We start from the raw sequence: 24,466 nt of genomic DNA on the forward strand, positions 1-24,466 counted from the left end.
CGCGTTAGATCAGTCCTTCCATCAGATGGACCTTCACGAGCTTCGCTTCCACGTTGACATCCAGCACCACGTCGTCGATGACGGGAATGAGCAGCTGCTTGCCTTTCGGCCTTTGAATCACCCAAACATCGTTTGCGCCCGGCGACAAAATTTCCGTGATAACGCCGAGTTCTTCGCCATCATCCGTATTGACCTTGCAGCCGATGATTTGATGATGATAATATTCGCCTTCCTCGAGATCAACAAGGTCGTTCTTGGACACCTTTAACTCCCAGCCTTTGTATTTCTCCACATCGTTAATGTTATCGTAGCCGCGGAATTTCACGATGTACATATTTTTGTGCAGGCGGGCCGATTGAACTTCAACCTCGAGCGTCTGCTTCGTTTCAGGCTGAAGGAGCGTAAGCACGTTGCGTGGTGCGAAACGCTCTTCCGGGAAATCGGTTTGGGATACGACTTTGACCTCGCCGCGAATCCCGTGCGTATTGACTAATTTACCGACAGATAACCATTGATCCATAGTGTTCTCCTGCCTCTTTCGTATTTTGCCATCGAAAAAGGGCTAGGATACGTACGTATCCTAACCCTGCTTCGATGTACGATCGCTACGAAATAATATCGACCATGACACGCTTATGCGTTTTGACGGCTGCCGAGGTGACAACCGTCCTCAGCGCTTTGGCAATCCGTCCTTGTTTGCCAATGACTTTCCCGACATCGTCAGGATTCACGGACAACAGATAGACGGTGCCGCGATCGTCTTCTTTCACGTCGACACGTACGTCCTCCGGGTAATCCACTAAAGCCTTCGCTATGACAAGAATCAAATCTTTCATCACAATAGGCCCCCCGCATCGAGTAGTTATTTTTGAAGCTTAGCTTCGTGGTGTTTCGCCAAGATACCGGCTTTGGAAAGCAAGTTGCGGACTGTGTCCGAAGCTTGAGCACCGTCTTGAAGCCACTTAAGAGCTTTCTCTTCATCAATGTTCACTTGAGCCGGTTGTGCAACCGGGTTATAAGTGCCGATTTCTTCAATGAAGCGACCGTCACGCGGGGAACGGGAGTCGGATACTACCACACGGTAGAAAGGCGCTTTGTGCGCACCGATACGTTTCAAACGAATACGTACTGCCATGGAAATTCACCTCCTTAAAAAAATTCAAATGCCTTTTATAGTTAAAACGGGAATTTCATTCCTTTAGGAAGCATCCCTTTGAGACCTTTCATACCGCCCTTCGGACCTTTAGGGCCCATCATAGACGAGAACTGCTTCATCATCTTCTTCATATCGTCGAACTGCTTGATCAGCCGGTTCACTTCCGTAATGGACGTTCCGCTGCCCGCAGCAATGCGCTTACGTCTGCTGTGGTTCAGAATTTCGGGCTTCTGCTTCTCGGCCTTCGTCATCGATTTGACGATAGCTTCCACGCGTCCGATCTGCTTCTCATCCACTTTGAAATTTTTCATTTCCTTCATCTTACCCATTCCGGGCATCATATCAAGCAGCTGGTCGAGCGGCCCTAGCTTGCGAACCTGCTCCATCTGCTCAAGGAAATCCTCGAACGTAAACTCCGCCGTGCGCATCTTGCGTTCCATCTCGGCCGCTTTCTCGGCGTCGATCGTGGAATGGGCTTTCTCGATCAGAGAGAGCATATCGCCCATGCCGAGAATACGCGATGCCATCCGCTCCGGATGGAACGGCTCAAGCGGTTCGATCTTCTCGCCGGTTGCCGCGAATTTAATCGGACAGCCAGTTACCGCTTTGACGGACAATGCGGCACCGCCGCGGGTATCGCCGTCGAGCTTAGTAAGAATAACACCTGTAAGCTCCAGTTGGCTATGGAAACTTTGAGCAACGTTTACCGCTTCTTGACCGGTCATCGCATCGACGACGAGCAGCACTTCGTCAGGCTTCGTCGCTTCATGAATCTGGCGAAGCTCAGCCATAAGCGCTTCATCGATATGAAGGCGGCCGGCGGTATCGATAATGACATAATCATGTCCGTTTTCTTTCGCCAGCTGCAGGCCTTGGCGCGCGATTTCGACCGGCGACGTTTGATCGCCAAGCGTAAAGACCGGAACGCCGATTTGCTCGCCCAGCACTTGCAGCTGCTTGATTGCAGCCGGCCGGTAAATATCGCCTGCGATCATTAGCGGCTTGTGCTTGTCCTTCAGGAGCAGCTTCGCCAGTTTGGCGGTGGACGTCGTTTTACCGGCGCCCTGCAAGCCCGCCATCAAGATGACGGTCGGCGGCTTGTTTGCTTTCGCAAGCTTCGATTGGGTACCGCCCATCAATTCGGTTAACTCTTTATTAACGATATCGACAACGACCATACCGGGCGTGAAGCTCTTCATGACTTCCAGTCCGACAGCCCGTTCCTTCACCTTTGCGATGAAATCCTTGACGACTTTGAAGTTAACGTCCGCCTCCAGAAGCGCAAGCCGTACTTCGCGCATCGCTTCGTTAACATCATCCTCAGACACTTTCCCTTTGCCGCGCAGCTTGCCGAATACGTTCTGCAGTCTGCTGGACAACCCTTCAAATGCCATGCTCGTCACCTCCTAGTCGCTGCTATGTAACACCTTGCACATGAGCGCGGAAGCTCTGTGCGAATTTTTGCAGTTCCGTGCCAATTTCCTTCTGTGCTTCAGCTTGTTCCGTCAGCCGGTCAAGCTCGGCCAGCAATCGTTCCGCCGCCTCATGCTTGGCAAGCAGCTGAAGCTTGCTCTCGTAGCTTTCCAGCACGGACTCGGCGCGCTTCACATGCTCATAGACCGCCTGCCTGCTAATATCGAACTCGGCCGCAATTTCGCCAAGCGTATAATCGTCATGAAAATAATATTTGAGAAAGGTTTGCTGCTTCTCTGTCAGCAGCTTCTCGTAGAAGTCGAACAGCATATTCACGCGGTTAGTCTTCGCCAGGGCGTCAGCTTCATGGACCGTCTTCATACCAGCCACTCCTTTGCGTCAAGGCAATTACCTTTACACCAAATCCACGACGATTATCATAACGCAGCCGCCTATGCACTGTCAAGTAGTTTTCCTTGTCACCTGTCTTCAGCCCTGGTGCAAAGCCGATAACCAATCCGTTTCACCGGCTTTGCACCTTATTCAGCAGATTCCTCTTCTTCCACGCTTTGAAGAAGGCCGCCGAACAACGCATGAACGAATTGCTCGGAATCGAATTCTTGGAGATCGTCCATTTTTTCGCCAAGACCGACCAGCTTGACCGGCAGATTCAGCTCGTTGCGGATCGCGATGACGATGCCGCCTTTTGCCGTGCCGTCGAGCTTCGTCAGCACGAGACCGGTAACGCCGCTCTTCTCGCCGAACAGCTTCGCTTGGCTGAGAGCGTTTTGCCCTGTCGTCGCATCGAGCACGAGCAGCACTTCATGCGGCGCGTTCGGCACTTCACGCTGGATGACGCGGAATATTTTGTTCAGCTCTTCCATCAGGTTATGCTTGTTCTGCAAACGGCCGGCCGTATCGCACAGCAGCACATCGACGCCGCGCTGCTTCGCCGCGTGAACGGCATCGTACATGACGGCTGCCGGATCCGCGCCTGACTCCTGCTTGATCACGTCAACGCCGACGCGCTTACCCCACACCTCAAGCTGCTCGATTGCGCCGGCGCGGAACGTATCTCCGGCTGCCAGCAAGACGCTCTTGCCTTCGCTTTTGAACTTGTGCGCTAACTTGCCGATCGTGGTTGTTTTGCCGACGCCGTTAACGCCGACGAACAGAAAGACGGTCATGCCTTGCTCGGCCATGCGCAGTTCAACCTTCTCGCCGCCCTTCAGCAGCTCAACCAGCTTCTCCGACAGGACCGGCTGCAGCTCTGCGGCATTTTCGATTTTGCGCTTCTTCACTTCGGCGCGCAATTCGTCAATGAGCTCCATGACCGTATTGACGCCGACGTCCGCGCCGATCAGAATCTCCTCAAGCTCCTCGTAGAACGCTTCATCGATTTTTTTGCGCCGCGTGATAAGCTCTTCGATCTTGCCGACGAACGCCGTTCTCGTCTTGGTCAAGCCTTCCTTGAACTTGGACGTTACCGCTTCGGTTTTCTGGGCAATGCTTTCTTTCAGTCGTTTAAAGAAACTCATGGGCTGATCCTCCATCCTTTACTTGCAAAAGCCGGGCTGTGACGCGGGGTGCGCCAAGCTCCGGCTTCTCAATATACGTGTATATGGAATCGTTTGATTCGTAATTATGCGGAAACCGCTTCGTCGTCGTCATCTTCCAGACGAACCGATACGAGCTTCGAGACGCCGCCTTCTTCCATCGTTACCCCGTAGAGAACGTCCGCTTCCTCCATCGTTCCTTTCCGGTGCGTAACGACGATAAACTGCGTCAGTTCCGAGAACTCGCGCAAATATTGCGCGAACCGCGCCACGTTCGCTTCGTCGAGCGCCGCTTCGACCTCGTCGAGCACGCAGAACGGAACAGGCTTTACCTGCAAAATCGCAAACAGCAGCGCGATCGCCGTCAGCGCCCGCTCGCCGCCGGAGAGGAGCTGCAAATTTTGCAGCTTTTTGCCCGGAGGCTGCGCGACGATGTCGATGCCGCTTTCGAGCACGCGCTCCGGATCAACCATGACCAGATCCGCGCGGCCGCCGCCGAACAGCTTCGCGAAGACGACGACGAAGTGTCCCCGGATCGCTTCGAACGTTTGGCGGAACCGTTTGCTCATCTCGTCATCCATTTCGCGGATCACTTGATAGAGCGTCGTCTTCGCCTCAATCAGATCGTTCTTCTGATCGTTCAGGAACGTGTAACGTTCCTGAACCCGCTCGTACTCGTCGATCGCGCCGAGATTGACCTCGCCCAAGCCGGAGATGCGCCGCTTCAGATCGCGAACCTCGTTCTGGGCGGCAACCACGTCCTCCGGAACCGGGTAACGCTCCTTCGCCAGCTCGTAGCTGAGCTCATATTCCTCGCTCAGCTTGCGCAGCAGGTTGTCCAGCTCGACATCGAGACGATTCACGGCGATTTCAATCTGACGCAGCTGATCCTCGATGCCGCGAAGCTGCGTACGCTGCTCCTTCGTTTCGCTTTCGCCCTGCTCCAGTTCGCGGGTAAGCTCCGCCCGCTGTGCCCGCTTCAAGTCCGTCTGCTCCGCGCAGCCGTCCTTTTGCAGCTTCAGCTCGTTGAGCTGCTCGACCTGCTTCATGCTCTCGGCCTGATGCTGCTCGGCCTCTTCCTCTTGGCGCTGCAGCAAGTCGCGCAGACCCGCAAGCTCCTGCTTCGCGCGGCCGATATCCGACCGAATGCGGGCCGCTTGGTCCTCGAAGGACATTTTCTCCTGGTCCGTCTTCGCAAGCGCGATCTTCAAGTCGGTCAGCTGATCCTGCAGCTGCTCCTTCGCGGATTCGCCGGCTTTGCGGCGCTCCTCCGCAACCCGGATATCTTCCTGCAAGCGGGCCTCCTCTTTCGTCAGCTGCTCCAAACGCGCCTCCGCATCCTTCGCGGACTGGCTGATTTGCTGATGCTCGGACTTGTGGCCGGCGCTGTCCGCCTGGAACAACTGAGCCTGCTCGTCGAGGTGCCGCTTCTCGTTTTCCAGCTGCTGAAGCTCGGCGCGAATGTGCTGCTCATCGATTCGCTGCTGCTCGCCCTGACTCCGCAATTCATCGACATTTTGGTTGCGGATCGACTGCTCTTTGCGCAAATCGCTGATGCGATCGCGCAGTTTGGCAGTTTGCTCATCCGCCGTGCGGATCTCCTGGTCCAGCTGCTCGATTTGACGCTGCCGGCCAAGCAGGTTGGCGCCTTTCTTCTGGATGCTGCCGCCCGTCATGGAGCCGCCAGCGTTTACGACGTCGCCTTCCAGCGTGACGACGCGGAACCGGTACTGGCATTTTGCCGCGATCCGGTTCGCATGCTCGAGCGTCTCGGAAATCAGCACGTTGCCGAGCAAATTCTCGGCGATGTGCGCATATTTCGCATCGCAGGAAATCAGTTCGGACGCGACGCCGACAAAACCTTCCATGCCTGCTACCGTTCGCTTGTCATGCTCCGGTATATTCCTGCCCCGAATGACATCGAGCGGCAGGAAAGTCGCCCGGCCCAGCTGGCGCTGCTTGAGGAACGCGATCGCAGCGCGGGCGGTCCGTTCGTCATTCATGACGACATGCTGCAGCGCGCCGCCAAGTGCGGTCTCGATTGCCAGTTCGACCTTCTCCGGCACGCGAATCAGCTCGGCAACCGCGCCATGAACGCCTTCGACGCCGCCGCTTGCGCGGCGTGAATTTTTCAGGATTTCCCGGACGCCTTGCATGAAGCCGTCGAGATCGTCCTGCATTTCCTTCATCGTATCGCGTCTCGACGTCAACGCGTCGACCTTCTGCTCCCATTTCCGCATCGAAGCTTGCGCTTCCTCGAGCAGTTTCTGGCCGCTCGACAGATGCTCCGCTTCGGTAATGTATTTGTTGCGCAGCTTATTGATATCCGCTAGCGTCGTCTCCAGCCGCTTCTGCAGCTCGCTCCGTCTCGCGCTTACCCGCTCGTGCTGCTCCTGCCATTTGGTGTATTCTTCGCCGAGCCGCTCCATCCGACGCTGCAGCGCTTCTTCCTGCTGATTGGCGTAACGGATTTCGTTGCGCAGCTGCGCCATCGTGCTCAGCACATCGAGCAGCTCGCCCTTAAGCGATTCCTCCGCGTCGCCGGAGGCGGATGCCGTCGTACCGAGAAGCTGTGCTTCTTCTTCGGCCAGCTTTTGCCTGATCGCATTCAAATCGTTCTCCAGCGAAGCCGCTTTCGCGCGGAATTCGGCTTCTTCCTTCGTCAACGAGACGATCCGTTCGTTCTGCGCGGCAATCGTTGCCTCCAGCTGTGCGCGATTCTGCTCCAGGTTCCGCTTTCGCTCCTTGAGCACCTCGCCGAAGCCTTCGCACTTCTCGTAGTCTTCGCTGTATTGCAGCATCGATTCGTGAAGCCGGTCAAGCGCTTCCTCCAGCTCGCGCAGCTTTAAGCGGTCCTTCTCGAGCACCGCATCATGCTTGCTGACGACCGTGGAGAGCGCAAGCTGTTCTTCCTGCAGCTTCGCCATGCGGGCGTTGGATTCGCTCCACGTCTTATGGACGGTTTCAATGTTATGTACATACATCGAAATCTCGGCATGCTTCAGCTGCTCGCGCAGCTCCTTGAACTGCTTCGCCTTCTCGGATTGAACGCGCAGCGGCTCGACTTGATCCTCTAGCTCGGTCACCAAGTCATGAATCCGCAGCAGATTCGATTCCGTCTCCTCCAGCTTTCGCTGAGCCTCGCGCTTCCGTGATTTATATTTGACGATACCGGACGCCTCTTCGAAGATGCCGCGGCGATCCTCGGAGCGCGTACTGAGAATCTCTTCAATCCGGCCTTGTCCGATGATGGAATAGGCTTCCTTGCCGATCCCCGTATCCATGAATAGTTCCGTAATATCCTTCAGCCGGCATGACTGCTTATTGATCAAATATTCGCTTTCGCCGCTGCGATGAACGCGGCGCGTGACGGTGACTTCCGCAAAATCAAGCGGCAGCGCGCCTTCCGAATTATCCAGCGTAAGCGATACTTCGCCGAAATTGACCGCTTTGCGCGCGTCGCTTCCCGCAAAGATAATATCCTCCATCTTGCCGCCGCGCAGACTCTTCGCGCTTTGTTCCCCCAATACCCAGCGAATGCTGTCGCTGATATTGCTCTTGCCGCTGCCGTTAGGACCAACGACCGCCGTTATACCACGGACGAATTCAAGCTCCGTCTTATCCGCAAACGACTTAAATCCTGCCAACTCAATCCTTTTCAGGAACATCGTTTACCTTCACCTCGACGTTTATTGTACCATACTTGTTTGAAAAGGTCAGGTCGAAAAAAGTCGAAAATTCACTGGTGCCGCATACGTTTCCCGTTAAAACTTCGCCTTGTAAATGCAAAAAATCCCGGTTACCAATGGCGACCAGAATTTTGTTCAAACCAAGATGTCAAGCCAGCTTGCGCCATGCCTCCGCAGCCGCCTGTTGTTCGGCTTCCTTCTTCGTTCGGCCTGAGCCGGAGCCGAAGCAAGTATCGCCAACATAGACTTCAACGATAAACTCCCGGTCATGAGCCGGTCCGCGTTCCTCTACGATGCGATACTCGATCGTACCCATGCCGGCATGCTGCGCCTTTTCCTGCAGATTCGACTTGAAATCCTTGACGAGCAGGCCGCCGTCACTGTCGATATGCGGAAACATGTGAGCGGACAGAAACGTGCGCACGGTATCCAGGCCTTGATCCAAGTAGATCGCCCCGACAAACGCCTCGAATAAATCGGCCAGCAGCGCAGGGCGTTGACGACCGCCGAGCTGCTCCTCGCCGCGCCCTAGCAGCACGTGAGAGCCTAAATCGAGCATGTCGGCGAAGCGTGCCAGCGAAGGTTCGCAAACGATGGAAGCCCGCATGCGCGTCAGCTGGCCTTCCGGCCGTTCCGGGAACGTCTTGTACAGAAATTCCGAAACGGTTAATTGCAAGATCGCATCGCCCAGAAACTCCAGCCGCTCGTTATGCTCCATTGCGCTTTGCCGGTGTTCGTTTACGTACGAGGTGTGGGTAAACGCCTGCTTCAGCAGGCGAGTGGTACGAAAACGGAGCTGCAGTCGCTGCTGCAGCTCTTCGAACTTATCATGCTTCATATTTCTTCATCACGATCGTTGCATTGTGGCCGCCGAAACCGAAGGAATTGGACAGCGCATAATTCAGATCGGCTTTGCGCGCTTGATTCGGCACATAATCGAGATCGCATTCCGGATCTTGATTATCCAGGTTGATGGTCGGCGCGATCATGCCATTCTGCAGCGACAGACCAAGAATAACGGCCTCAACGCCGCCGGCCGCGCCAAGCAGGTGACCCGTCATCGACTTCGTGGAGCTGACAGCCAGCTTGTAAGCATGGTCACCGAACGTTTTCTTGATCGCGGTCGTTTCCGACTTGTCGCCAACCGGCGTCGACGTGCCGTGCGCGTTGATGTAATCGATCTGGGAAGGCTCGATGCCGCCGTCGCGAAGCGCCTTCGTCATGCAGCGCGCTGCTCCGTCCGGATCAGGCTCGGTCATATGGTAAGCGTCGCCGCTCATGCCGTAGCCGACGATTTCCGCGTAAATGCGAGCGCCGCGCTTCTGTGCATGCTCAAGCGATTCCAGAATCAGTACGCCGGAGCCTTCGCCCATGACGAAACCGTCGCGATCCACGTCGAAAGGGCGAGATGCTTTTGTCGGCTCGTCATTTCTTGTCGACATTGCGCGCAAGGAACAGAAGCCGGCCATGCCCGTAGGTCTGATCGTCGCTTCCGCGCCGCCGCAAATCATGACATCGGCATCGCCGCGCTGAATCATTTTGTACGAATCCCCGATGGAATGCGTGCCGGTTGCGCAAGCCGTAACCGCCGTGCTGTTCGGCCCCTTCGCGCCTGTAAGCATGGATACTTGACCGGACGCCATGTTCGCGATCATCATCGGAATGAAGAACGGGCTGACGCGCTTAGGACCTTTCTCCAGCAAAATGTTATGCTGGTCTTCCCACGTGCCAAGACCGCCGATGCCGGAGCCGATCATGACGCCGACGCGCTCTGCATCTACTTCTTCGCCGATGGCAAGCGCGGCGTCCTTAACCGCCAGCAAGCTCGCAACCGAAGCGAATTGAACGAAGCGGTCCATACGACGCGCTTCCTTTTTATCGATCCCGTAATCTTCCGGGTTAAAATTTTTGATTTCGGCGGCAATTCGGGTCGGATATTCGGTAACATCAAACGCATCGATTAAGGAAACGCCTGATTTCCCTTCCATTAAATTGCCCCAAAACGTATCCAAATCGGAACCGAGCGAAGTCATAACTCCCATGCCCGTAACGACTACTCTCTGTTTCATACTTATTCACCTCTGATGGGAAACCCAATTGGTTAATCTATCTATAAAAATCGCTAATGCGCTTACAGCAATTATTAGGGCAAAGCGTGCGAATATGGAGAGAAGTCCCGCCTTTGACAACGGGACTTATCGGTTAAATTTACTTGGAAAGAGAAGATATGTAGTTCACTACTTCTCCTACACTTGTAATTTTCTCTGCATCTTCATCAGAGATTTCCATATCGAACTCGTCTTCCAGCTCCATGACAAGTTCAACGACATCAAGAGAGTCAGCTCCAAGATCTTCTTTGAAAGAAGCCTCAAGAGACACCTCCGACTCGTCAACGCCAAGGCGGTCGACAACGATGCGCTTTACACGATCAAATACATCGGACATCCGGTTCACCTCCTCCATGGTATTATACGAGAATTGCGGACAAATTGCCATACCGGACAAGCATCCGCGCGTATACCTCTTTTCGATTACATGTACATGCCGCCGTCGACGTGAATCGTCTGCCCGGTCATGTACCCGGCTGCATTCGACGCCAAGAAACGCACCGCATTCGCGATGTCTTGCGGATCGCCAAGCCTTGCGAGCGGAATGTCCGCAGCAAGCTTCTCGCGCATGTCTTGCGGGAGTTTATCCGTCATATCGGTTTGAATGAAGCCAGGCGCCACGCAGTTCACCGTAATGCCGCGGGATGCCAGCTCGCGCGCGGATGCCTTCGTCAAACCGATGACGCCTGCTTTCGCCGCCACATAGTTAGCCTGCCCCGGATTGCCCAATACGCCTACTACCGACGAAATATTGATGATTCTGCCGGAACGCTGCTTCATCATTTGGCGCGTTACTGCTTTAATGCCATTGAATACGCCCTTCAGGTTCGTTTCGATGACTTGATCGAATTCTTCTTCCTTCATGCGCATGATTAGATTGTCACGCGTAATGCCGGCGTTATTCACCAAAATATCGATGGCGCCGAACGTCTCCACGACTTGCTTGACCATGCCCTCGAATTCATCGGCTTTGCCCACATTCGCCTTTAGGACGAGCGAACGGCGGCCTAAAGCTTCAACAGCCTGCGCCGTTTCTGCGGCGGCCGACTCGCTGCCGGAGTAGTTGATGGCCACGTCTGCGCCCGCTTCCGCGAGCGCGATCGCGATGGACCGGCCGATTCCGCGGGAAGCGCCCGTGACCAGGGCGATTTTGCCGGATAAATCAGCGAATGACATCGAAAATCCCTCCCTTTATCATTAAATAGCACCTTCAGAAACCAAGCCTGGATCTGTTCGAAAATCTCATGCTTTTCGCGTCTAATGGACATTTCTGTCCGTTAGACGCTGCAGGTTGGACTTTCGAGGCTTATCGAAAGCCCGATGGTGCCTGCGGCATCGCCAGATTAGAGAACAGCCGCTTTCAGCGACTCCAGGCTGTTGATTGAGATGATGTTGACGGATTTGTCGATCTTTTTGATCAGTCCCGCAAGAACGGTGCCGGATCCGATTTCGACAAAGGTGTCAACGCCTTGTTCGATAAGCCAGCGGACGCTGTCTTCCCAAAGCACAGGCGAATAGACTTGCTCCGCCAACAGCTTGCGGATTTCGTCTGCGTTTGTAACCGGCTTAGCGGTTACGTTTGCGATGACAGGAACAGTTGCGTCGTTCAACGTTACCGAAGCTAGAACGCCTTCGAGGCGCTCCGCTGCCGGCTTCATGAGAGACGAGTGGAACGGTCCGCTGACTTCGAGCGGAATAACCCGCTTGGCGCCCGCTTCTTTGCCGCGTTCGACGACGGCATGTACGCCTGCAGCGGTGCCGGATACGACGATTTGCCCCGGACAGTTCACGTTGGCCAGCTCCACTGCGCTAACTTCTGACGATACAGCCGAGCATAGAGATGCAAGCGCTTCGCGTTCCGCGCCTAGTACGGCAGCCATTGCGCCTTGGCCGCTTGGAACAGCTTGCTCCATGAATTCGCCGCGCGCGCGAACGGTGCGAATTGCATCTTGATAGGAAAGCGCGCCTGCAGCGACCAAAGCGCTATATTCGCCAAGGCTGTGGCCTGCGACGAAATCCGGCTTTAAGCCGCGGTCTTTCAACGCTTCCAGCAAGGCGATGCTGACAGCCAGCAGCGCAGGCTGCGTATTCGCAGTTTGCTTAAGCTGCTCCTCCGGGCCGTTGAAAATAATATCGCTCAGTTTAAACCCTAGCGCTTCATCCGCAGCGTCGATGATCGCTTTGGATCCGTCGAACGCTTCATATACGTCTTTACCCATGCCTACCGCTTGCGCGCCTTGGCCGGGAAATACAAATGCGATTTTACTCAAGCTTTACTGCACCTCCGACTTTGAATCGTTAGTAGAACTAAAATAAGTGCGAATCCTTAGCCGTTACCAAATCAGAACCGAGGCGCCCCATGTTAATCCCCCGCCGAAGCCGACCAGCACCAGGCAATCGCCTTCGTTGACGCGGTTCTCTTCGACGGCTTCCGCGAGCGCGATCGGAATGGATGCGGCTGATACGTTGCCGTATTTATGCAAGTTAATCATGCATTTCTCTTCCGGCAAGTTCAGACGGTTCAATGCCGACTGAATGATGCGGATATTCGCCTGATGCGGGATCAGCAGGTCGATTTGGCCTTTGTCGACGCCCGCTTTGCGAAGCGCTTCTTCGGCGGCGTTACCCATGATGCGCACGGCAAACTTGTAAACTTCATTGCCGGCCATATAGATATAATGCTGCTTGTTCGCGATGCTCTCCGGCGAAGAAGGCGTTCTCGAACCGCCCGCGCACACTTTGAGAAGTTCGCCGCCCGCGCCGTCCGCACCCAGTTCGAACGACTTGAAGCCGCGGCCTTCCGGCACTTGGCCAAGCACGACCGCGCCTGCGCCGTCTCCGAACAGAATGCATGTGTTGCGGTCCGTGTAATCCGTAATCCTGGAGAGAGTTTCCGCGCCTACGACCAGAACATGCTTATACATGCCTGTCGCAATCATGTTGGAGGCTGTCGCGAGCCCATAAATGAAGCCGGAGCATGCTGCCGACAAGTCAAACGCGGCCGCTTTCTTCGCGCCGAGCTTTTCCTGAAGCAAGCAAGCCGTCGACGGAAAAAACATATCCGGCGTAATGGTCGCTACGACGATCAAGTCCAGATCTTCCGCCGTGATGCCGGCTGCCTCAAGCGCCTTCTTGGACGCGTGCAGCGCCAAATCGGAAGTCGCTTGCTCCGGAGCGGCAAGGCGGCGTTCCCGCATGCCTGTGCGGGTGACGATCCATTCATCGTTCGTCTCGACCATCTGCTCCAAATCTTTATTCGTCAAAATTCGTTCCGGCACATATTTGCCTGTGCCGATAATGCCTACGGGATGTAGCTGCATTGTCCCACTCACTTCCTGCTTATTTCCGCTGCAATGGATGAAATCAAATTGCTCTCGATTGCTAGTTTCGCTTGGCGCACGGCATTTTTCACAGCCTTCACATCGGACGAGCCGTGGCATTTGACCACTAGCCCGTTCACTCCGAGAAGCGGCGCGCCGCCATGCTCTTTGTAGTCCATTTTGTTCTTGAGCTGCCGAAGCTTCGGTTGAACGATGGCAGCGGCGATTTTGGCCATGAGCGAGCTTGTGAAAACGTCGCGGATCGTTCGAAACAACGTCCCTGCCGTTCCTTCCATCGCTTTAAGCATAATATTGCCCGCGAAACCGTCGCAGATCAGGACGTCGCAATTGCGCACAAGCACATCGCGCGCTTCCACGTTGCCGATAAAATGAATCGGCGCCGTTTCCAGCAGCTCATATGCCGCCTTTGTCAGCTCGTTACCCTTCATCGCTTCCGTCCCCACATTCAGCAAGCCGACGCGAGGCTTCTCCATGCCGTTCATCTTGCTGCGGTAAATGCTGCCCATGATGGCGTATTGAAGCAGATGCTCGGGCTTCGCGTCCATGTTTGCGCCGAGATCGAGCGCCAGAACGCCCTTATCGTCCATCGTCGGAAGCATCGTGACGAGCGCAGGGCGTTCAATCCCTTCCATCCGTCCTACGACAAGCAGCCCGGTCGTCATCAGAGCGCCGGTGTTTCCCGCCGATAGCATGGCATCCGCTTTGCCCTCGCGAACTAGCTGGCCGGCCATGACCATCGAAGAGTTTTTCTTCCGGCGCACGGCTTTCACAGGCTCGTCATCGGGACCGATGACATCATCCGCATGAACGATTTCAATATTGGAAGGCCGCTTGGCGCCAAGATGCGTTTCAATCTTCGCCGTATCTCCCACTAGTAAAAGCTGCAATGCCGGCCATTCCAGCGCCGCTTCAACGGCTCCCAGCACGATCAGGGAAGGAGCGTGGTCGCCCCCCATTGCATCAATTGCGATCCGCACCATCCATTCCTCCTTCGATGCCCGACTCGCCTGCGGAACGGTAGATGACAAAATGGCCTTGGAACACCAATTCGTCGCCTACATACGAGCAAACCTCTACCTTTGCCTTGCTGCGGCCGCCGGATCGAACGTAAGCCTTGGCGATGCATTTCTCGCCAAGCTTGACAGATCGCACAAAGCGAATGTCAGCTGTTGCCGTCAACGCAATTTCGTCGTTAATCACCGCGACCGCGAGTGAGTTCGCTTGAGCAAAGACATGATGTCCGCGGGCGATGCCGGTTCTTGAAAATACATGCTCTTCCTTAATTTCAAATATGGAAATGCCGCTGTGGTCCAGCTGCAAATCCACGATATCCCCGATAACTTCATGAAGCGGCAATGAACGAACGGCGTCATACGAACGCTCCGCCATCAGCTTCATTCGTTCCCGCAGCTCGGGTATGCCAAGCTCCAGACGGTCTAACCGCACCGTTTGGATGCTTACTTTCAACTGTCGTGTCAGCTCCTGATCCGTTATGAACGGGTTATCCTCGATAAGCCCTGTAAGAAGCTGGTGCCTTTGTCGTTTCGGAAGACGTTCGATGGTCCGCACCACCTTTGCCTGATGTTCTAAGTATGTACTTCGAATAATGATCTAACACCGAAGATGGCGCATGCTGCTTACAATCAGCTATTATAACCAGGTACTAATAGTATATAAAAGAAAGCTGCTTCGCGCAATGTTCACCGGCCCATTAAGCAAAAAAATAGCACCTCATCGCGGGATGAAGTACTATTTATGCGCTTATGACTATTGTTTAATGATCTCTCTCGCTTTGTATGTTCCGCAAACTTTGCATACCCGGTGAGCCAATTTCAACTCTCCGCATTGCTCGCATTTAACCATACCCGGCACCGCCAGTTTGAAATGCGTGCGGCGTTTGTCACGACGTGTTTTGGATGTTCTACGTTGTGGTACTGCCATGTTTCCCACCTCCTTAACAGAATTCGGAGAAAATCGTTACTTCTGGAACAAGTCCTTTAAAGCGGCCAGCCTCGGGTCGATCCGATCCGTTTGGCATCCGCATTTTTGCTCATTTAAGTTGGTGCCGCATGAGTGGCAAAGTCCTTTGCAGTCTTCGTCGCAAAGCGGTACGAAAGGCAAAGCGAGCATCAGCATTTCCTCAAGAAACGGCTCAAACTCAAGCTTGTCCTCCTCCACCGGAATGATATCTTCCTCTTCCGAGCCGTTCATTGCCGATTCCGGCTTAAACCGCTCGTGAAACGGGACAACCACATGCTGCTTCGTCGGCTCCAAGCACCGTGAGCATGCAAGCTCGACATCCGCGGTCAGCTCGCCCTCCACATGAGCGATACCTTCTTCGCCCCATGCCGTCATTTTGACGTCGATCGGACTCGCGCTGATGATGTCTTTACGAACCTGCTGCAGCCAGTCGGTGTTTAAGGTAGACTGAAACGGAACTTTCGCTCCTTTGGCTGCTAAATCCCGAACATTGATTTCCATACCATCACTCCAAACAAACAAAGTTTATTATATCGACTATTGAATCATTTTGTCAACATTTTCACGCCGTGATATAGTGAAAAATATACCCTAATTACGTGGAGGGATATCTATCCAATGCGCACCGTCGGGCTTATTGTCGAGTATAACCCATTTCATAACGGTCATCACTATCATTTGCAGCAATCGCTGAAAATAACGGAAAGCGATGCGGTCGTCGCCGTCATGAGCGGCCATTTCCTGCAGCGGGGCGAGCCTGCGCTGCTCAATAAGTGGACGCGGGCGGAAATGGCTTTGCGCGGCGGCTGCGACGTCGTCATCGAGCTGCCCGTCGCGTATTCGACGCAGGCAGCGGAGTGGTTCGGCTACGGCGCCGTAGCGCTTCTCGAGGCAACCGGCGTCGTCGACGCGCTTTGCTTCGGCAGCGAGGCCGGCGACATCGGGCCGCTGCGGCGGGTTGCCCGGCTGCTCGGGCATGAGCCGGCGGCCTTCGGCAAGCTCATGGCGGATTCGCTCGGCACGGGCGCAAGCTATCCGGCGGCTTACAGCGAAGCCGTACGCAAGTTTATGGAAACGGCAGGCGATGACGAAGCCGCCGCTTTCCCGTTCGAGCAGCCCAACAATACGCTGGGGCTGCATTACTTGCTTGCGCTGGAGCGGCTTGGCAGCGCAATCGAGCCGTTCACGGTGCGGCGGGAGAAAGCCGGCTATTCGCAAACGAATATCACGGATACGCAAATTGCCAGCGCTACCGCGATCCGCAAGCTTACGCTGGAAGCCGCCTCGCCCGATGGCGCTGCACCGTTCGTGCCGGGCTCGACGCTTGAGCTGCTGCTGCGCGACCATGCGGCCGGAAGAGGCCGCGGAAGCTGGGAGCAATATGCGAAGCCGCTTCTTCACAAGCTCGTCAGCGAATCGGCAGACCAGCTGGAGCGCTATCACGAAATTAGCGAAGGCCTGGAGCACCGGCTGAAGAAATCGCTCCTTACGCTTGATGCGCTGGCCTTCGAGCCGCTCCTCGATAAGCTTAAGACGAAGCGATATACGCGAACAAAGCTTCAGCGGGCGCTGCTTGCCATTCTTCTCGGCCATTCGAAGGAGCTGCTGTCCCCGGCGAGGCTGCGCGAAGGCATCCGCTATATCCGGGTGCTCGGCTATACGCCGCGCGGCCGGGAACTGTTGAAGCGAATGAGAACGTCCGCCAAGCTGCCGATCCTCAATAGCGCTGCAAAATTCGACGATCCCTACCTGGAGCTCGACGTGCGCGCAACGTCGGTTTACGCCCTCGGGTGGCCGGATGCCGGCCCGCGCGATCTCTTCCGGGACTTTTACGAAAAACCGGTCACGCTATAGGCAGAACAAGCTCCCATGGTCTAACCGGACCTAGACAAGCGTAAACATGTAGGGGCTGTGTTTGTCCCGGCTACTCTACGAGTCTTGGAGTGAAACCGATGACGCGAACGATCATTCTCGCTTGTTTATCGATATTGCTTGTCGCTTCCATCATTACGCGTCCCGACGAGGCGTTCCAAGCCTCGCTGCAAGGGTTGACCGTCTGGTGGAATATCGTCTTTCCCGGGCTGCTTCCCTTTCTCGCATTGATTGAACTGATGATCGCCTTCGGCGCCGTCCATGCCATCGGCGCCCTCTTGCAGCCGCTTATGAGCCGGCTCTTCAGGCTTCCCGGCGAAGCCGGACTCGTCATGGCGCTTGGCTGGACAGGCGGATTTCCATGCGGCGCGGAAGCAACCGCTTCTTTGCGCAAGAGCGGGCATATTACGCCGCGCGAAGGGCAGCGATTGCTCGCCCTTTCCCATGTGCCAAGCCCATTGTTCATGCTGCTGGTCATCGGGAGCGGCTTCCTCCATCGTCCTGCGATTGGCGCGGCAATTGCCGCAGCCGTCTGGAGCTCGGCGCTGCTCGCCTCGCTTTTACATGCTCGATTCGTTAAGACAAATGCAAGCAAACCCGGGAACCAACCGCAGCAAGAAACGAAGGGCAGTCTGCTCAAACAGGCAGCTGCCGCCATGCTGGCGGCTAGAAACCGCGACGGCCGCACCTTCGGCAAAGCGCTCGGCGATGCCGTAACCCTCTCCGTGTATAAGCTCATGGCAGTCGGCGGCTTCATGATGTTCGGTGCCGTTCTTGTACGTCTCGCGGAGCCGTATATGCCTGAAATACTGCCCGCTTTCCTGCTGTCCGGCTTGCTCGAAAGCCACATCGGCACCTATGCCGCCGCTTCAGCCACTTTTGCCGGCGGGCTTCCGTGGAATGCCGCCGCGATCGCCGCCATCCTTAGCTGGGGCGGGGCCAGCGCTTTATTGCAAGCCGGAAGCGCCATTTCCGGTACCGGCATATCGCTGAGCCGCTTGGCTGTCGCGCGCCTCGTTCAAGGCGCGCTTGCCTTCGTGCTGACGCTCGCCGCTTGGAAGCCGCTGACGGCGCTGTTCAGCCGCGTCCTGCCCGCCGCCGCGCCTGCGCTGGAGCAAACAGACAAAACAGGCGCTGCCACGTCTGCGATCGTCCGCGCGGGCGATTTGCATACCTTGTGGCCGTACACGCCTGTTCTTCTGCTATTATTTCTCTTCATGTCAGCCTCGCTAATCGCGGCTTCGTTGCTAGCCTCGCCAAATACCAGAGCCCGCTAAGGCTTGCTCGCATACTTGGCAATTAGCGCTTCCCGTACCTCCGGCGGCACCAGATCCTGAACGTTGCCGTTAAACTTGGCTACTTCCTTGACGATGCTGGAGCTGAGAAACGAATATTTCGGATTCGTCATCATGAAGATCGTTTCGATTTCGCTGTCCAGCTGATGGTTGGTCGAAGCCATCTGAAGCTCGTATTCGAAATCGGTGACGGAGCGGATCCCGCGCACGATAACGTCCGCGTTCCGGGAACGCATAAAATTAACGAGCAGATCCCGAAAGCTGTCGATCGTCACGTTTGGCAGCTCTTTCGTAACTTCCGTCAGAAGCTCTTTGCGCTCATCGACGGAAAACAGCGGATTTTTGCTCGAATTGTTCAGTACGGCTACGATTAAATGATCGAATTGCTTAGCCGCCCTATGGATAATATCCAAATGCCCGCAAGTGACTGGGTCGAAGCTGCCCGGATAAACCGCAACCCGCGGTTTGCGCAGTCCTGTTGTCGTTGTCATGTTCATGCCTCCAATGGTTCGGTCGGCTCCGGCGTCTCTGCGTACCGGTAGATGGTCACCGCCGTATCGCCGTACTGCGAACGCTTGATTTGGTTGAACGCACGGAGCGTCTCCGGATAGGCGTGCTCGGCATCGTGCTCAACGACAATCGTGGCATGCTCTTCCAGCAATCCGCGCTCTGCCAGCTCCTCCATCAAACCGTCCATTTCCTTCATCCGGTACGGCGGATCGAGAAAAACAAGCTTAAACCGAAGCCCGCGCTTCGCAAGCGCCTTAATCGCCCTAGCAGCCTCCGTCCGGTAAATCTCCGCCTGCTCCGATACCCCTGCAGCCTGCACGTTGGATTTGATGACCTCAATGCTTCCTCCGTCCAGGTCGACAAAAACCGCGCGCTCCATCCCTCTGCTCAGCGACTCAATACCCAAGCCGCCGGTTCCGGCGAACAAATCGAGCACGAGCCCTCCATCGAAGAAAGGGCCGATCATGCTGAAGATCGCTTCTTTTACTTTATCGGTCGTCGGACGCGTATTTTTGCCCGGTACCGCCTTTAAGGTCCGGCCTTTAGCCGTGCCTGCAATGACTCTCAAACCCGTTCTTTCCCCTTTCGCCTATTCCTTCCTGCTATCGTACCACAATTTACTCATCAAGTTAAAGGATCGGCGGGCCGGATAGTCATGACTTCGCGGCCTCGCGTCTATATATAACCATGCAGTTCATCATCGTATCCGCATTGGAGGGATTCCATTGAATAATGAACGACAGCAGGTTACGGTCCTTCCCGTCCCGTTTCACTACGGAGCCAGCAAGCCCGGCGCGAGCGGCGGTCCTGAGGCAGTGCTGCAGGCAGGGTTAGCGGAAAAACTTCGCCATCTGAATCTGCCCCATTCCCTGTTCCCGTGGAAAGAACCGGCCGAATTAGCGACGGACCGCCGGTCCTTGGAACGTATGCGCAATTGGGGACGGGTACTGACGATGAGCGAAGCCGTCGCGGAAGCCGTTCAATCGATTATGGAGAGTGAAGCCCTCCCGCTTACGATTGGCGGTGACCATAGCGTTTCAATCGGTACGATAGCCGGCGTTACGGCGCATGTCCAGCAGCTAGGCGTCGTTTGGATCGATGCCCATGCCGATTTGAATACGCCGCAAACCTCGCACACCGGCAATCTTCACGGCATGGCCTTGGCCGCTAGTCTCGGGCTGGGGGATACCAGATTTACGGAGCTGCTCGGGCGGTCGCCGAAGCTGCAGCCGAAGCGCGTTGTGCTGGTCGGTGTCAGGGAGCTGGATGAGGGGGAGAAAAAACATATCTACGAAACCGGCGTGACCTGCTTCACGATGCACGATATTGACCGGCACGGCATGGGCCGCGTGATGGAAAAGGCGATCGCCATCGCCTCTTACGGCTCCGAAGGCGTCCATGTGAGCTTCGACATCGACAGCGTCGATCCAGGTGAAGCGCCCGGAACCGGCACGCCCGTGAGGGGCGGACTGAATTACAGGGAAGCCCACTTGGCCATGGAAATGCTGTATGACTGCGGCATGGTCACGTCTGCGGATATTGTCGAAGTGAACCCGCTTCTGGATACGAACGGGCGGACAGCCCGGCTTGCGGTCGAGCTGATCGGATCGCTTCTAGGCGAACGGATTCTGTGAACGGCAAAAGACGCTTCGCCGCAGGCGGCGAAGCGTCTTCTCTATTTATTATGCATAATGGCAAGCAGCCCAGTGATTCGGTTCCACTTCGCGGAACTCCGGCACTTCGGCAGCGCATTTCTCTGTCGCGAACGGGCAGCGTGTACGGAATTGACAACCGCTCGGCGGATTTACCGGGCTCGGCAAATCGCCTGTCAGCACGATACGTTCTTTCGTCGCTTCAATGTCTGGATCCGGAACCGGAATCGCCGACATGAGCGCTTTCGTATACGGGTGCTTAGGATTCGCGTAGAGCTCTTCACTCTCCGCCAGCTCAACCATTTTACCCAAGTACATAACAGCAACGCGGTCACTGATATGTTTAACCATCGCAAGGTCATGCGCAATGAACAAGTACGTCAAACCATACTCACGCTGCAAATCTTGCAGCAGGTTAACGACTTGCGCTTGAATGGAAACGTCAAGAGCTGAGATCGGCTCATCGCAAACGATGAACTTCGGATTCACAGCAAGCGCACGTGCAATTCCGATACGTTGACGCTGTCCGCCGGAGAACTCATGCGGGTAGCGTCTTGCATGCTCGGAACGAAGACCTACACGGTCAAGCAAACGCTCAACCTGCATTTTGCGATCTTTTGCCCCATTAGCAAGGCCGTGAATATCAAGCGGCTCTGCGATCAAATCTTCTACTTTCCAGCGCGGATTCAGCGATGCGTATGGATCTTGGAAGATCATCGCCATTTCGCGGCGAAGCGCTTTAAGCGTAGATCCGCTTGCTTTCATAATGTTTTTGCCTTGGAACGATACAGCTCCGGAAGTTGGCTCATAGAGACGGAGAATTGTACGGCCTGCAGTCGATTTACCACAGCCGGACTCACCAACCATACCGAGTGTTTCGCCTTCACGGATACCGAACGTCAGGTCGTTAACCGCTTTGAGGCGATTACCTTTGCCGACGTCAAAATATTTTTTAAGCTGATCGACTTCGATCAACATTTGGTTGTTTGATTTCATGCGCTTTCTCCCCCTTTAAGGGCCGAGTCATGCAGCCAGCATTTCGCAGCTTGCGTCTCACTGATGACATATGCCGCAGGGTCGTTGTCGACGCAAATCCGCATCGCTTCATCGCATCGCGCACAGAATGCACAGCCTTTCGGCGGCGAAGACATATCTGGCGGCGTACCGATGATCGGAATGAGCGGCTCATTCTTGTCATGATCCAGACGCGGAAGTGAACGAAGAAGACCTCTCGTATACGGATGCTGCGGATTTTTGAAAATTTCTTGCTTCGTTCCTGTTTCGACAACTTTACCTGCATACATAACAACAACGCGGTCGCACATGTCAGCAACGATGCCAAGGTCATGCGTGATCAGAATGATGGACGTTCCTGTCTTCTTCTGGAGCTCCTTCATCAGCGTCATGATTTGAGCTTGAATCGTTACGTCAAGCGCCGTTGTTGGCTCATCGGCGATCAGAAGCGAAGGATTGCATGCAAGCGCAATTGCAATCATAACGCGCTGGCGCATACCGCCCGAAAATTGATGCGGATATTGACGAATACGTTCAGGCGCATTCGGAATGCCTACAAGTGTAAGCAGCTCGATTGCACGCTTCTCCGCATCGTCTTTGTTCATATTTTGATGTTTATACAGCACTTCAGTAATTTGACGACCTACTGTCAAAGTAGGGTTAAGCGAAGTCATTGGATCTTGGAAAATCATACCGATTTCCTTACCGCGAATCGCTTCCATCTCACGTTCAGTCTTCGCTAGCAGATCTTCACCTTTAAACTTGATCGTTCCTTGTTTATATTCACCAGGAGGCGTCGGAATAAGACGAAGAATAGATTGAGCTGTTACGCTCTTGCCTGAGCCGGACTCGCCGACGATAGCAACGGACTCGCCGCGGTTAATTTCAAGATCTACACCGCGAACCGCCTGAACCTCTCCACCGCGCACGTGAAACGAGATATGCAAATCAGAAATACTTAGAATCGGATTATTCATAAGCTCACTCCCTGCGCTGTTATTTTTTCATTTTCGGATCGAATGCATCTTGCAGCGCGTCGCCGAAAATGTTGAAGGCAAGCATTGTAATGCTGAGTAGCGATGCCGGAATGAGCATTACCCACGGATAGAGCGTAAATACCGAAACTGCTTCGGAAATTAGCGTACCGAGTGAAGCAGCCGGCGTTTGAACGCCAAGACCAAGGAAGCTAAGGAATGCTTCGGCAAATATAGCAGACGGAACCGACAACGTAACCGTTACAATAATCGGTCCAAGTGTATTCGGAATCAAGTGGCGGAACAAAATACGCGAGCCGCTTGCGCCCATCGATTGAGCTGCGAGCACGTACTCCTGATTTTTGAGCTGCAAAATTTGACCGCGTACAATCCATGACATCGTAATCCAACCCGTAATCGACAAGGCGATAATGATCGTCGTTAAACCGTTGCCCATAACAACACCAAGCAAAATGACGACGAGCAAATACGGGATCGCGTACAAAATTTCAGCAAACTTGTTCATAACGCCGCCAAGTCTTTTGCCGCTAAAGCCCATAATTCCGCCGTAAACGACGCCAATCATGAGGTCGATCAACGCTGCCGTAAAACCGACGATCAACGAGATTCGAACGCCAAGCCATGTTCTGACGAACAAATCACGGCCCAAATTGTCCGTTCCGAACCAGTGGTCGCTGTTCGGCGCTAAATACGTATTGTCCAAATCGTTCGTGTACGAATTGTAAGGCGAAATCATCGGACATACAATCGCGAGAACAATGATTGCAATCAGGACATATAATCCGGACATCGCATATTTATTTTTGCGAAGTTTTGCCCAGCTCTCTTGAAACGTAGAGCGGCTTTCCGCAGTAATGATTTCGGACTCCGTATGTCTTTGCGGCAGCTTCGCGAACGGTGAATTCGCAGCTTGCTCGCTAGTCACGACATCTTTCAATTGAGTACTCATTTCTTAACGACACCTCCGCTAACTTTAATACGCGGATCAACAAAAATGTAAACAATATCGGTGATGAAACGGGCAGCCATCAAGATTACGGCGTAGAAAATCGTAATACCCATGATGAGCGTGTAATCGCGGTTAGAAATACTTTCAACGAAATGTCCGCCCAAGCCAGGAAGACCAAAAATACGTTCGACAACGACCGAACCGGTAATAATGTTTGCCGTCATCGGGCCTAGATACGTGACAACCGGCAAAATACCGTTACGAAGTCCGTGCTGCCAAAGAATTGCATGTGGCGACAAGCCTTTCGCTTTCGCAGTTCGTATATAGTCCGAAGTTAATACTTCGAGCATTGTTGAGCGAGTAAGCCTCGCGATGAATGCAATAGGAAGTGTAGAAAGAGCGATTGTCGGAAGGACATAATCTAGCGGCCCTTCAAGCCCTTGTACAGTAAAGATCGGAAATTTTACACCAAGGAAATATTGAAGCAATGCCCCAATAACGAAGTTCGGAATCGAAATACCGATAACCGCAATGAACATTGCCGCATTATCGATTAGCTTCTTATGCCTTAAAGCAGCCATCATACCGAGATATATTCCGACGATGACGGATACGATGATCGCAATAGCACCAACCTTAGCGGAAGTAGCAAAGGATTCTTTAATGATTGTCGTTACAGAGCGATTCTGACTTTTCATCGATTCGCCCAAATCAAGCTGAAACAAGTTTTTCATGTAAACCAAGTACTGCGTGCCTAGCGGCTTGTCCAATCCGTAATGCGCCATAATATTCGCCTTAATTTCAGGCGGAATTGCCTTCTCTTGAGTAAAAGGGTCCCCTGGGACAGCTTTCATCAAGAAAAAGGTTGCGGTGGCTAGAACTAGCAGTGAAATAATAATGTTAAAAAGCTTACCACCCAAATAACGAGCCATCCCA

The 24,466-nt window shown here is 54.4% G+C and carries 26 protein-coding genes; 3 read left to right on the top strand and 23 right to left on the bottom strand.

Going from position 1 to position 24,466, the window contains the following annotated elements:
- Positions 1 to 4: 4 nt before the first annotated feature.
- The 17 genes from rimM to DL346_RS12945 all read right to left on the bottom strand — a co-directional run bounded on the left by rimM (position 5) and on the right by DL346_RS12945 (position 15,744).
- Positions 5 to 520: a ribosome maturation factor RimM gene (gene rimM / locus DL346_RS12865; protein WP_112882508.1), complete on the bottom strand. Its 516-nt coding sequence runs from the start codon at positions 518 to 520 to the stop codon at positions 5 to 7.
- 85 nt (positions 521 to 605) lie between these two features.
- Positions 606 to 836 carry a KH domain-containing protein gene (locus DL346_RS12870; RefSeq protein WP_112882509.1) on the bottom strand — a complete coding sequence of 77 codons (231 nt, stop codon included), beginning with the start codon at positions 834 to 836 and terminating at the stop codon, positions 606 to 608.
- A gap of 26 nt (positions 837 to 862) precedes the next feature.
- Positions 863 to 1,135: a 30S ribosomal protein S16 gene (rpsP, locus tag DL346_RS12875; protein ID WP_112882510.1), complete on the bottom strand. Its 273-nt coding sequence runs from the start codon at positions 1,133 to 1,135 to the stop codon at positions 863 to 865.
- Between the two features lie 41 nt (positions 1,136 to 1,176).
- Positions 1,177 to 2,550, bottom strand: coding sequence for a signal recognition particle protein (gene ffh / locus DL346_RS12880; RefSeq protein ID WP_112882511.1), 1,374 nt, complete (start codon positions 2,548 to 2,550; stop codon positions 1,177 to 1,179).
- A 22-nt stretch (positions 2,551 to 2,572) separates the two neighbouring features.
- Positions 2,573 to 2,950 (bottom strand): YlxM family DNA-binding protein, encoded by a 378-nt coding sequence (gene ylxM, locus DL346_RS12885; protein ID WP_112882512.1) that lies wholly within the window; start codon positions 2,948 to 2,950, stop codon positions 2,573 to 2,575.
- Between the two features lie 158 nt (positions 2,951 to 3,108).
- Positions 3,109 to 4,107 carry a signal recognition particle-docking protein FtsY gene (gene ftsY / locus DL346_RS12890; RefSeq protein ID WP_112882513.1) on the bottom strand — a complete coding sequence of 333 codons (999 nt, stop codon included), beginning with the start codon at positions 4,105 to 4,107 and terminating at the stop codon, positions 3,109 to 3,111.
- 104 nt (positions 4,108 to 4,211) lie between these two features.
- A complete protein-coding gene (gene smc / locus DL346_RS12895) occupies positions 4,212 to 7,793 on the bottom strand; it encodes a chromosome segregation protein SMC (protein ID WP_112882514.1) in 3,582 nt (1,193 codons plus the stop codon).
- Positions 7,794 to 7,962: 169 nt separating this feature from the next.
- Positions 7,963 to 8,652, bottom strand: coding sequence for a ribonuclease III (gene rnc, locus DL346_RS12900; protein WP_112882515.1), 690 nt, complete (start codon positions 8,650 to 8,652; stop codon positions 7,963 to 7,965).
- Positions 8,642 to 9,883 (bottom strand): beta-ketoacyl-ACP synthase II, encoded by a 1,242-nt coding sequence (gene fabF / locus DL346_RS12905; RefSeq protein WP_112882516.1) that lies wholly within the window; start codon positions 9,881 to 9,883, stop codon positions 8,642 to 8,644. Before fabF ends, rnc begins: the two co-directional genes overlap by 11 nt.
- A gap of 139 nt (positions 9,884 to 10,022) precedes the next feature.
- Positions 10,023 to 10,259: an acyl carrier protein gene (gene acpP / locus DL346_RS12910; RefSeq protein WP_112882517.1), complete on the bottom strand. Its 237-nt coding sequence runs from the start codon at positions 10,257 to 10,259 to the stop codon at positions 10,023 to 10,025.
- Positions 10,260 to 10,345: 86 nt separating this feature from the next.
- Positions 10,346 to 11,098, bottom strand: coding sequence for a 3-oxoacyl-[acyl-carrier-protein] reductase (gene fabG, locus DL346_RS12915; protein ID WP_112882518.1), 753 nt, complete (start codon positions 11,096 to 11,098; stop codon positions 10,346 to 10,348).
- Between the two features lie 167 nt (positions 11,099 to 11,265).
- A complete protein-coding gene (gene fabD / locus DL346_RS12920; protein WP_112882519.1) occupies positions 11,266 to 12,192 on the bottom strand; it encodes an ACP S-malonyltransferase in 927 nt (308 codons plus the stop codon).
- A 63-nt stretch (positions 12,193 to 12,255) separates the two neighbouring features.
- Positions 12,256 to 13,242: a beta-ketoacyl-ACP synthase III gene (locus DL346_RS12925; RefSeq protein ID WP_112882520.1), complete on the bottom strand. Its 987-nt coding sequence runs from the start codon at positions 13,240 to 13,242 to the stop codon at positions 12,256 to 12,258.
- 8 nt (positions 13,243 to 13,250) lie between these two features.
- The gene (gene plsX / locus DL346_RS12930) at positions 13,251 to 14,240 is read right to left on the bottom strand and encodes a phosphate acyltransferase PlsX (RefSeq protein WP_112883100.1); all 990 of its coding nucleotides are present in this window, start codon (positions 14,238 to 14,240) and stop codon (positions 13,251 to 13,253) included.
- Positions 14,224 to 14,835 carry a transcription factor FapR gene (gene fapR, locus DL346_RS12935; RefSeq protein WP_112882521.1) on the bottom strand — a complete coding sequence of 204 codons (612 nt, stop codon included), beginning with the start codon at positions 14,833 to 14,835 and terminating at the stop codon, positions 14,224 to 14,226. The genes plsX and fapR overlap by 17 nt, the downstream gene beginning before the upstream one ends.
- A gap of 195 nt (positions 14,836 to 15,030) precedes the next feature.
- Positions 15,031 to 15,204, bottom strand: coding sequence for a 50S ribosomal protein L32 (gene rpmF, locus DL346_RS12940; protein WP_006211382.1), 174 nt, complete (start codon positions 15,202 to 15,204; stop codon positions 15,031 to 15,033).
- A gap of 36 nt (positions 15,205 to 15,240) precedes the next feature.
- Complete coding sequence (locus DL346_RS12945; RefSeq protein WP_112882522.1) at positions 15,241 to 15,744, bottom strand: YceD family protein; 504 nt, start codon at positions 15,742 to 15,744, stop codon at positions 15,241 to 15,243.
- A gap of 117 nt (positions 15,745 to 15,861) precedes the next feature.
- Between DL346_RS12945 and DL346_RS12950 the strand changes: the two genes are divergently transcribed.
- Positions 15,862 to 17,097, top strand: coding sequence for a nucleotidyltransferase (locus tag DL346_RS12950; RefSeq protein ID WP_112882523.1), 1,236 nt, complete (start codon positions 15,862 to 15,864; stop codon positions 17,095 to 17,097).
- 98 nt (positions 17,098 to 17,195) lie between these two features.
- Entirely contained in the window at positions 17,196 to 18,392 is a 1,197-nt protein-coding gene (locus DL346_RS12955; protein WP_112882524.1) for a nucleoside recognition domain-containing protein, read from the top strand.
- Here the strand turns inward: DL346_RS12955 and coaD are convergent.
- Positions 18,389 to 18,901, bottom strand: a complete 513-nt coding sequence (gene coaD / locus DL346_RS12960) for a pantetheine-phosphate adenylyltransferase (RefSeq protein ID WP_112882525.1) — start codon at positions 18,899 to 18,901, stop codon at positions 18,389 to 18,391. The two genes, DL346_RS12955 and coaD, sit on opposite strands and share 4 nt — an antisense overlap.
- A gap of 2 nt (positions 18,902 to 18,903) precedes the next feature.
- The gene (gene rsmD, locus DL346_RS12965; protein ID WP_112882526.1) at positions 18,904 to 19,488 is read right to left on the bottom strand and encodes a 16S rRNA (guanine(966)-N(2))-methyltransferase RsmD; all 585 of its coding nucleotides are present in this window, start codon (positions 19,486 to 19,488) and stop codon (positions 18,904 to 18,906) included.
- A gap of 157 nt (positions 19,489 to 19,645) precedes the next feature.
- Between rsmD and rocF the strand changes: the two genes are divergently transcribed.
- Positions 19,646 to 20,554, top strand: a complete 909-nt coding sequence (gene rocF, locus DL346_RS12970; protein WP_112882527.1) for an arginase — start codon at positions 19,646 to 19,648, stop codon at positions 20,552 to 20,554.
- 48 nt (positions 20,555 to 20,602) lie between these two features.
- On the opposite strand, the gene DL346_RS12975 is transcribed toward rocF, so the two are convergent.
- From DL346_RS12975 to DL346_RS12990, 4 genes are read right to left on the bottom strand one after another with little or no spacing between them, the layout of a single operon-like run.
- The gene (locus DL346_RS12975; protein ID WP_112882528.1) at positions 20,603 to 21,568 is read right to left on the bottom strand and encodes an ABC transporter ATP-binding protein; all 966 of its coding nucleotides are present in this window, start codon (positions 21,566 to 21,568) and stop codon (positions 20,603 to 20,605) included.
- On the bottom strand, positions 21,565 to 22,563 hold the full coding sequence (locus tag DL346_RS12980) for an ABC transporter ATP-binding protein (protein WP_112882529.1): 999 nt from the start codon (positions 22,561 to 22,563) through the stop codon (positions 21,565 to 21,567). The genes DL346_RS12975 and DL346_RS12980 overlap by 4 nt, the downstream gene beginning before the upstream one ends.
- A 19-nt stretch (positions 22,564 to 22,582) precedes the next feature.
- Positions 22,583 to 23,530 carry an ABC transporter permease gene (locus DL346_RS12985; protein ID WP_112882530.1) on the bottom strand — a complete coding sequence of 316 codons (948 nt, stop codon included), beginning with the start codon at positions 23,528 to 23,530 and terminating at the stop codon, positions 22,583 to 22,585.
- Positions 23,527 to 24,462 carry an ABC transporter permease gene (locus DL346_RS12990; RefSeq protein WP_112882531.1) on the bottom strand — a complete coding sequence of 312 codons (936 nt, stop codon included), beginning with the start codon at positions 24,460 to 24,462 and terminating at the stop codon, positions 23,527 to 23,529. The genes DL346_RS12985 and DL346_RS12990 overlap by 4 nt, the downstream gene beginning before the upstream one ends.
- Positions 24,463 to 24,466 lie beyond the last annotated feature (4 nt).

Origin of the sequence: Paenibacillus montanisoli, assembly GCF_003268025.1 — a bacterium.
GTDB lineage: Bacteria > Bacillota > Bacilli > Paenibacillales > Paenibacillaceae > Paenibacillus_Z > Paenibacillus_Z montanisoli.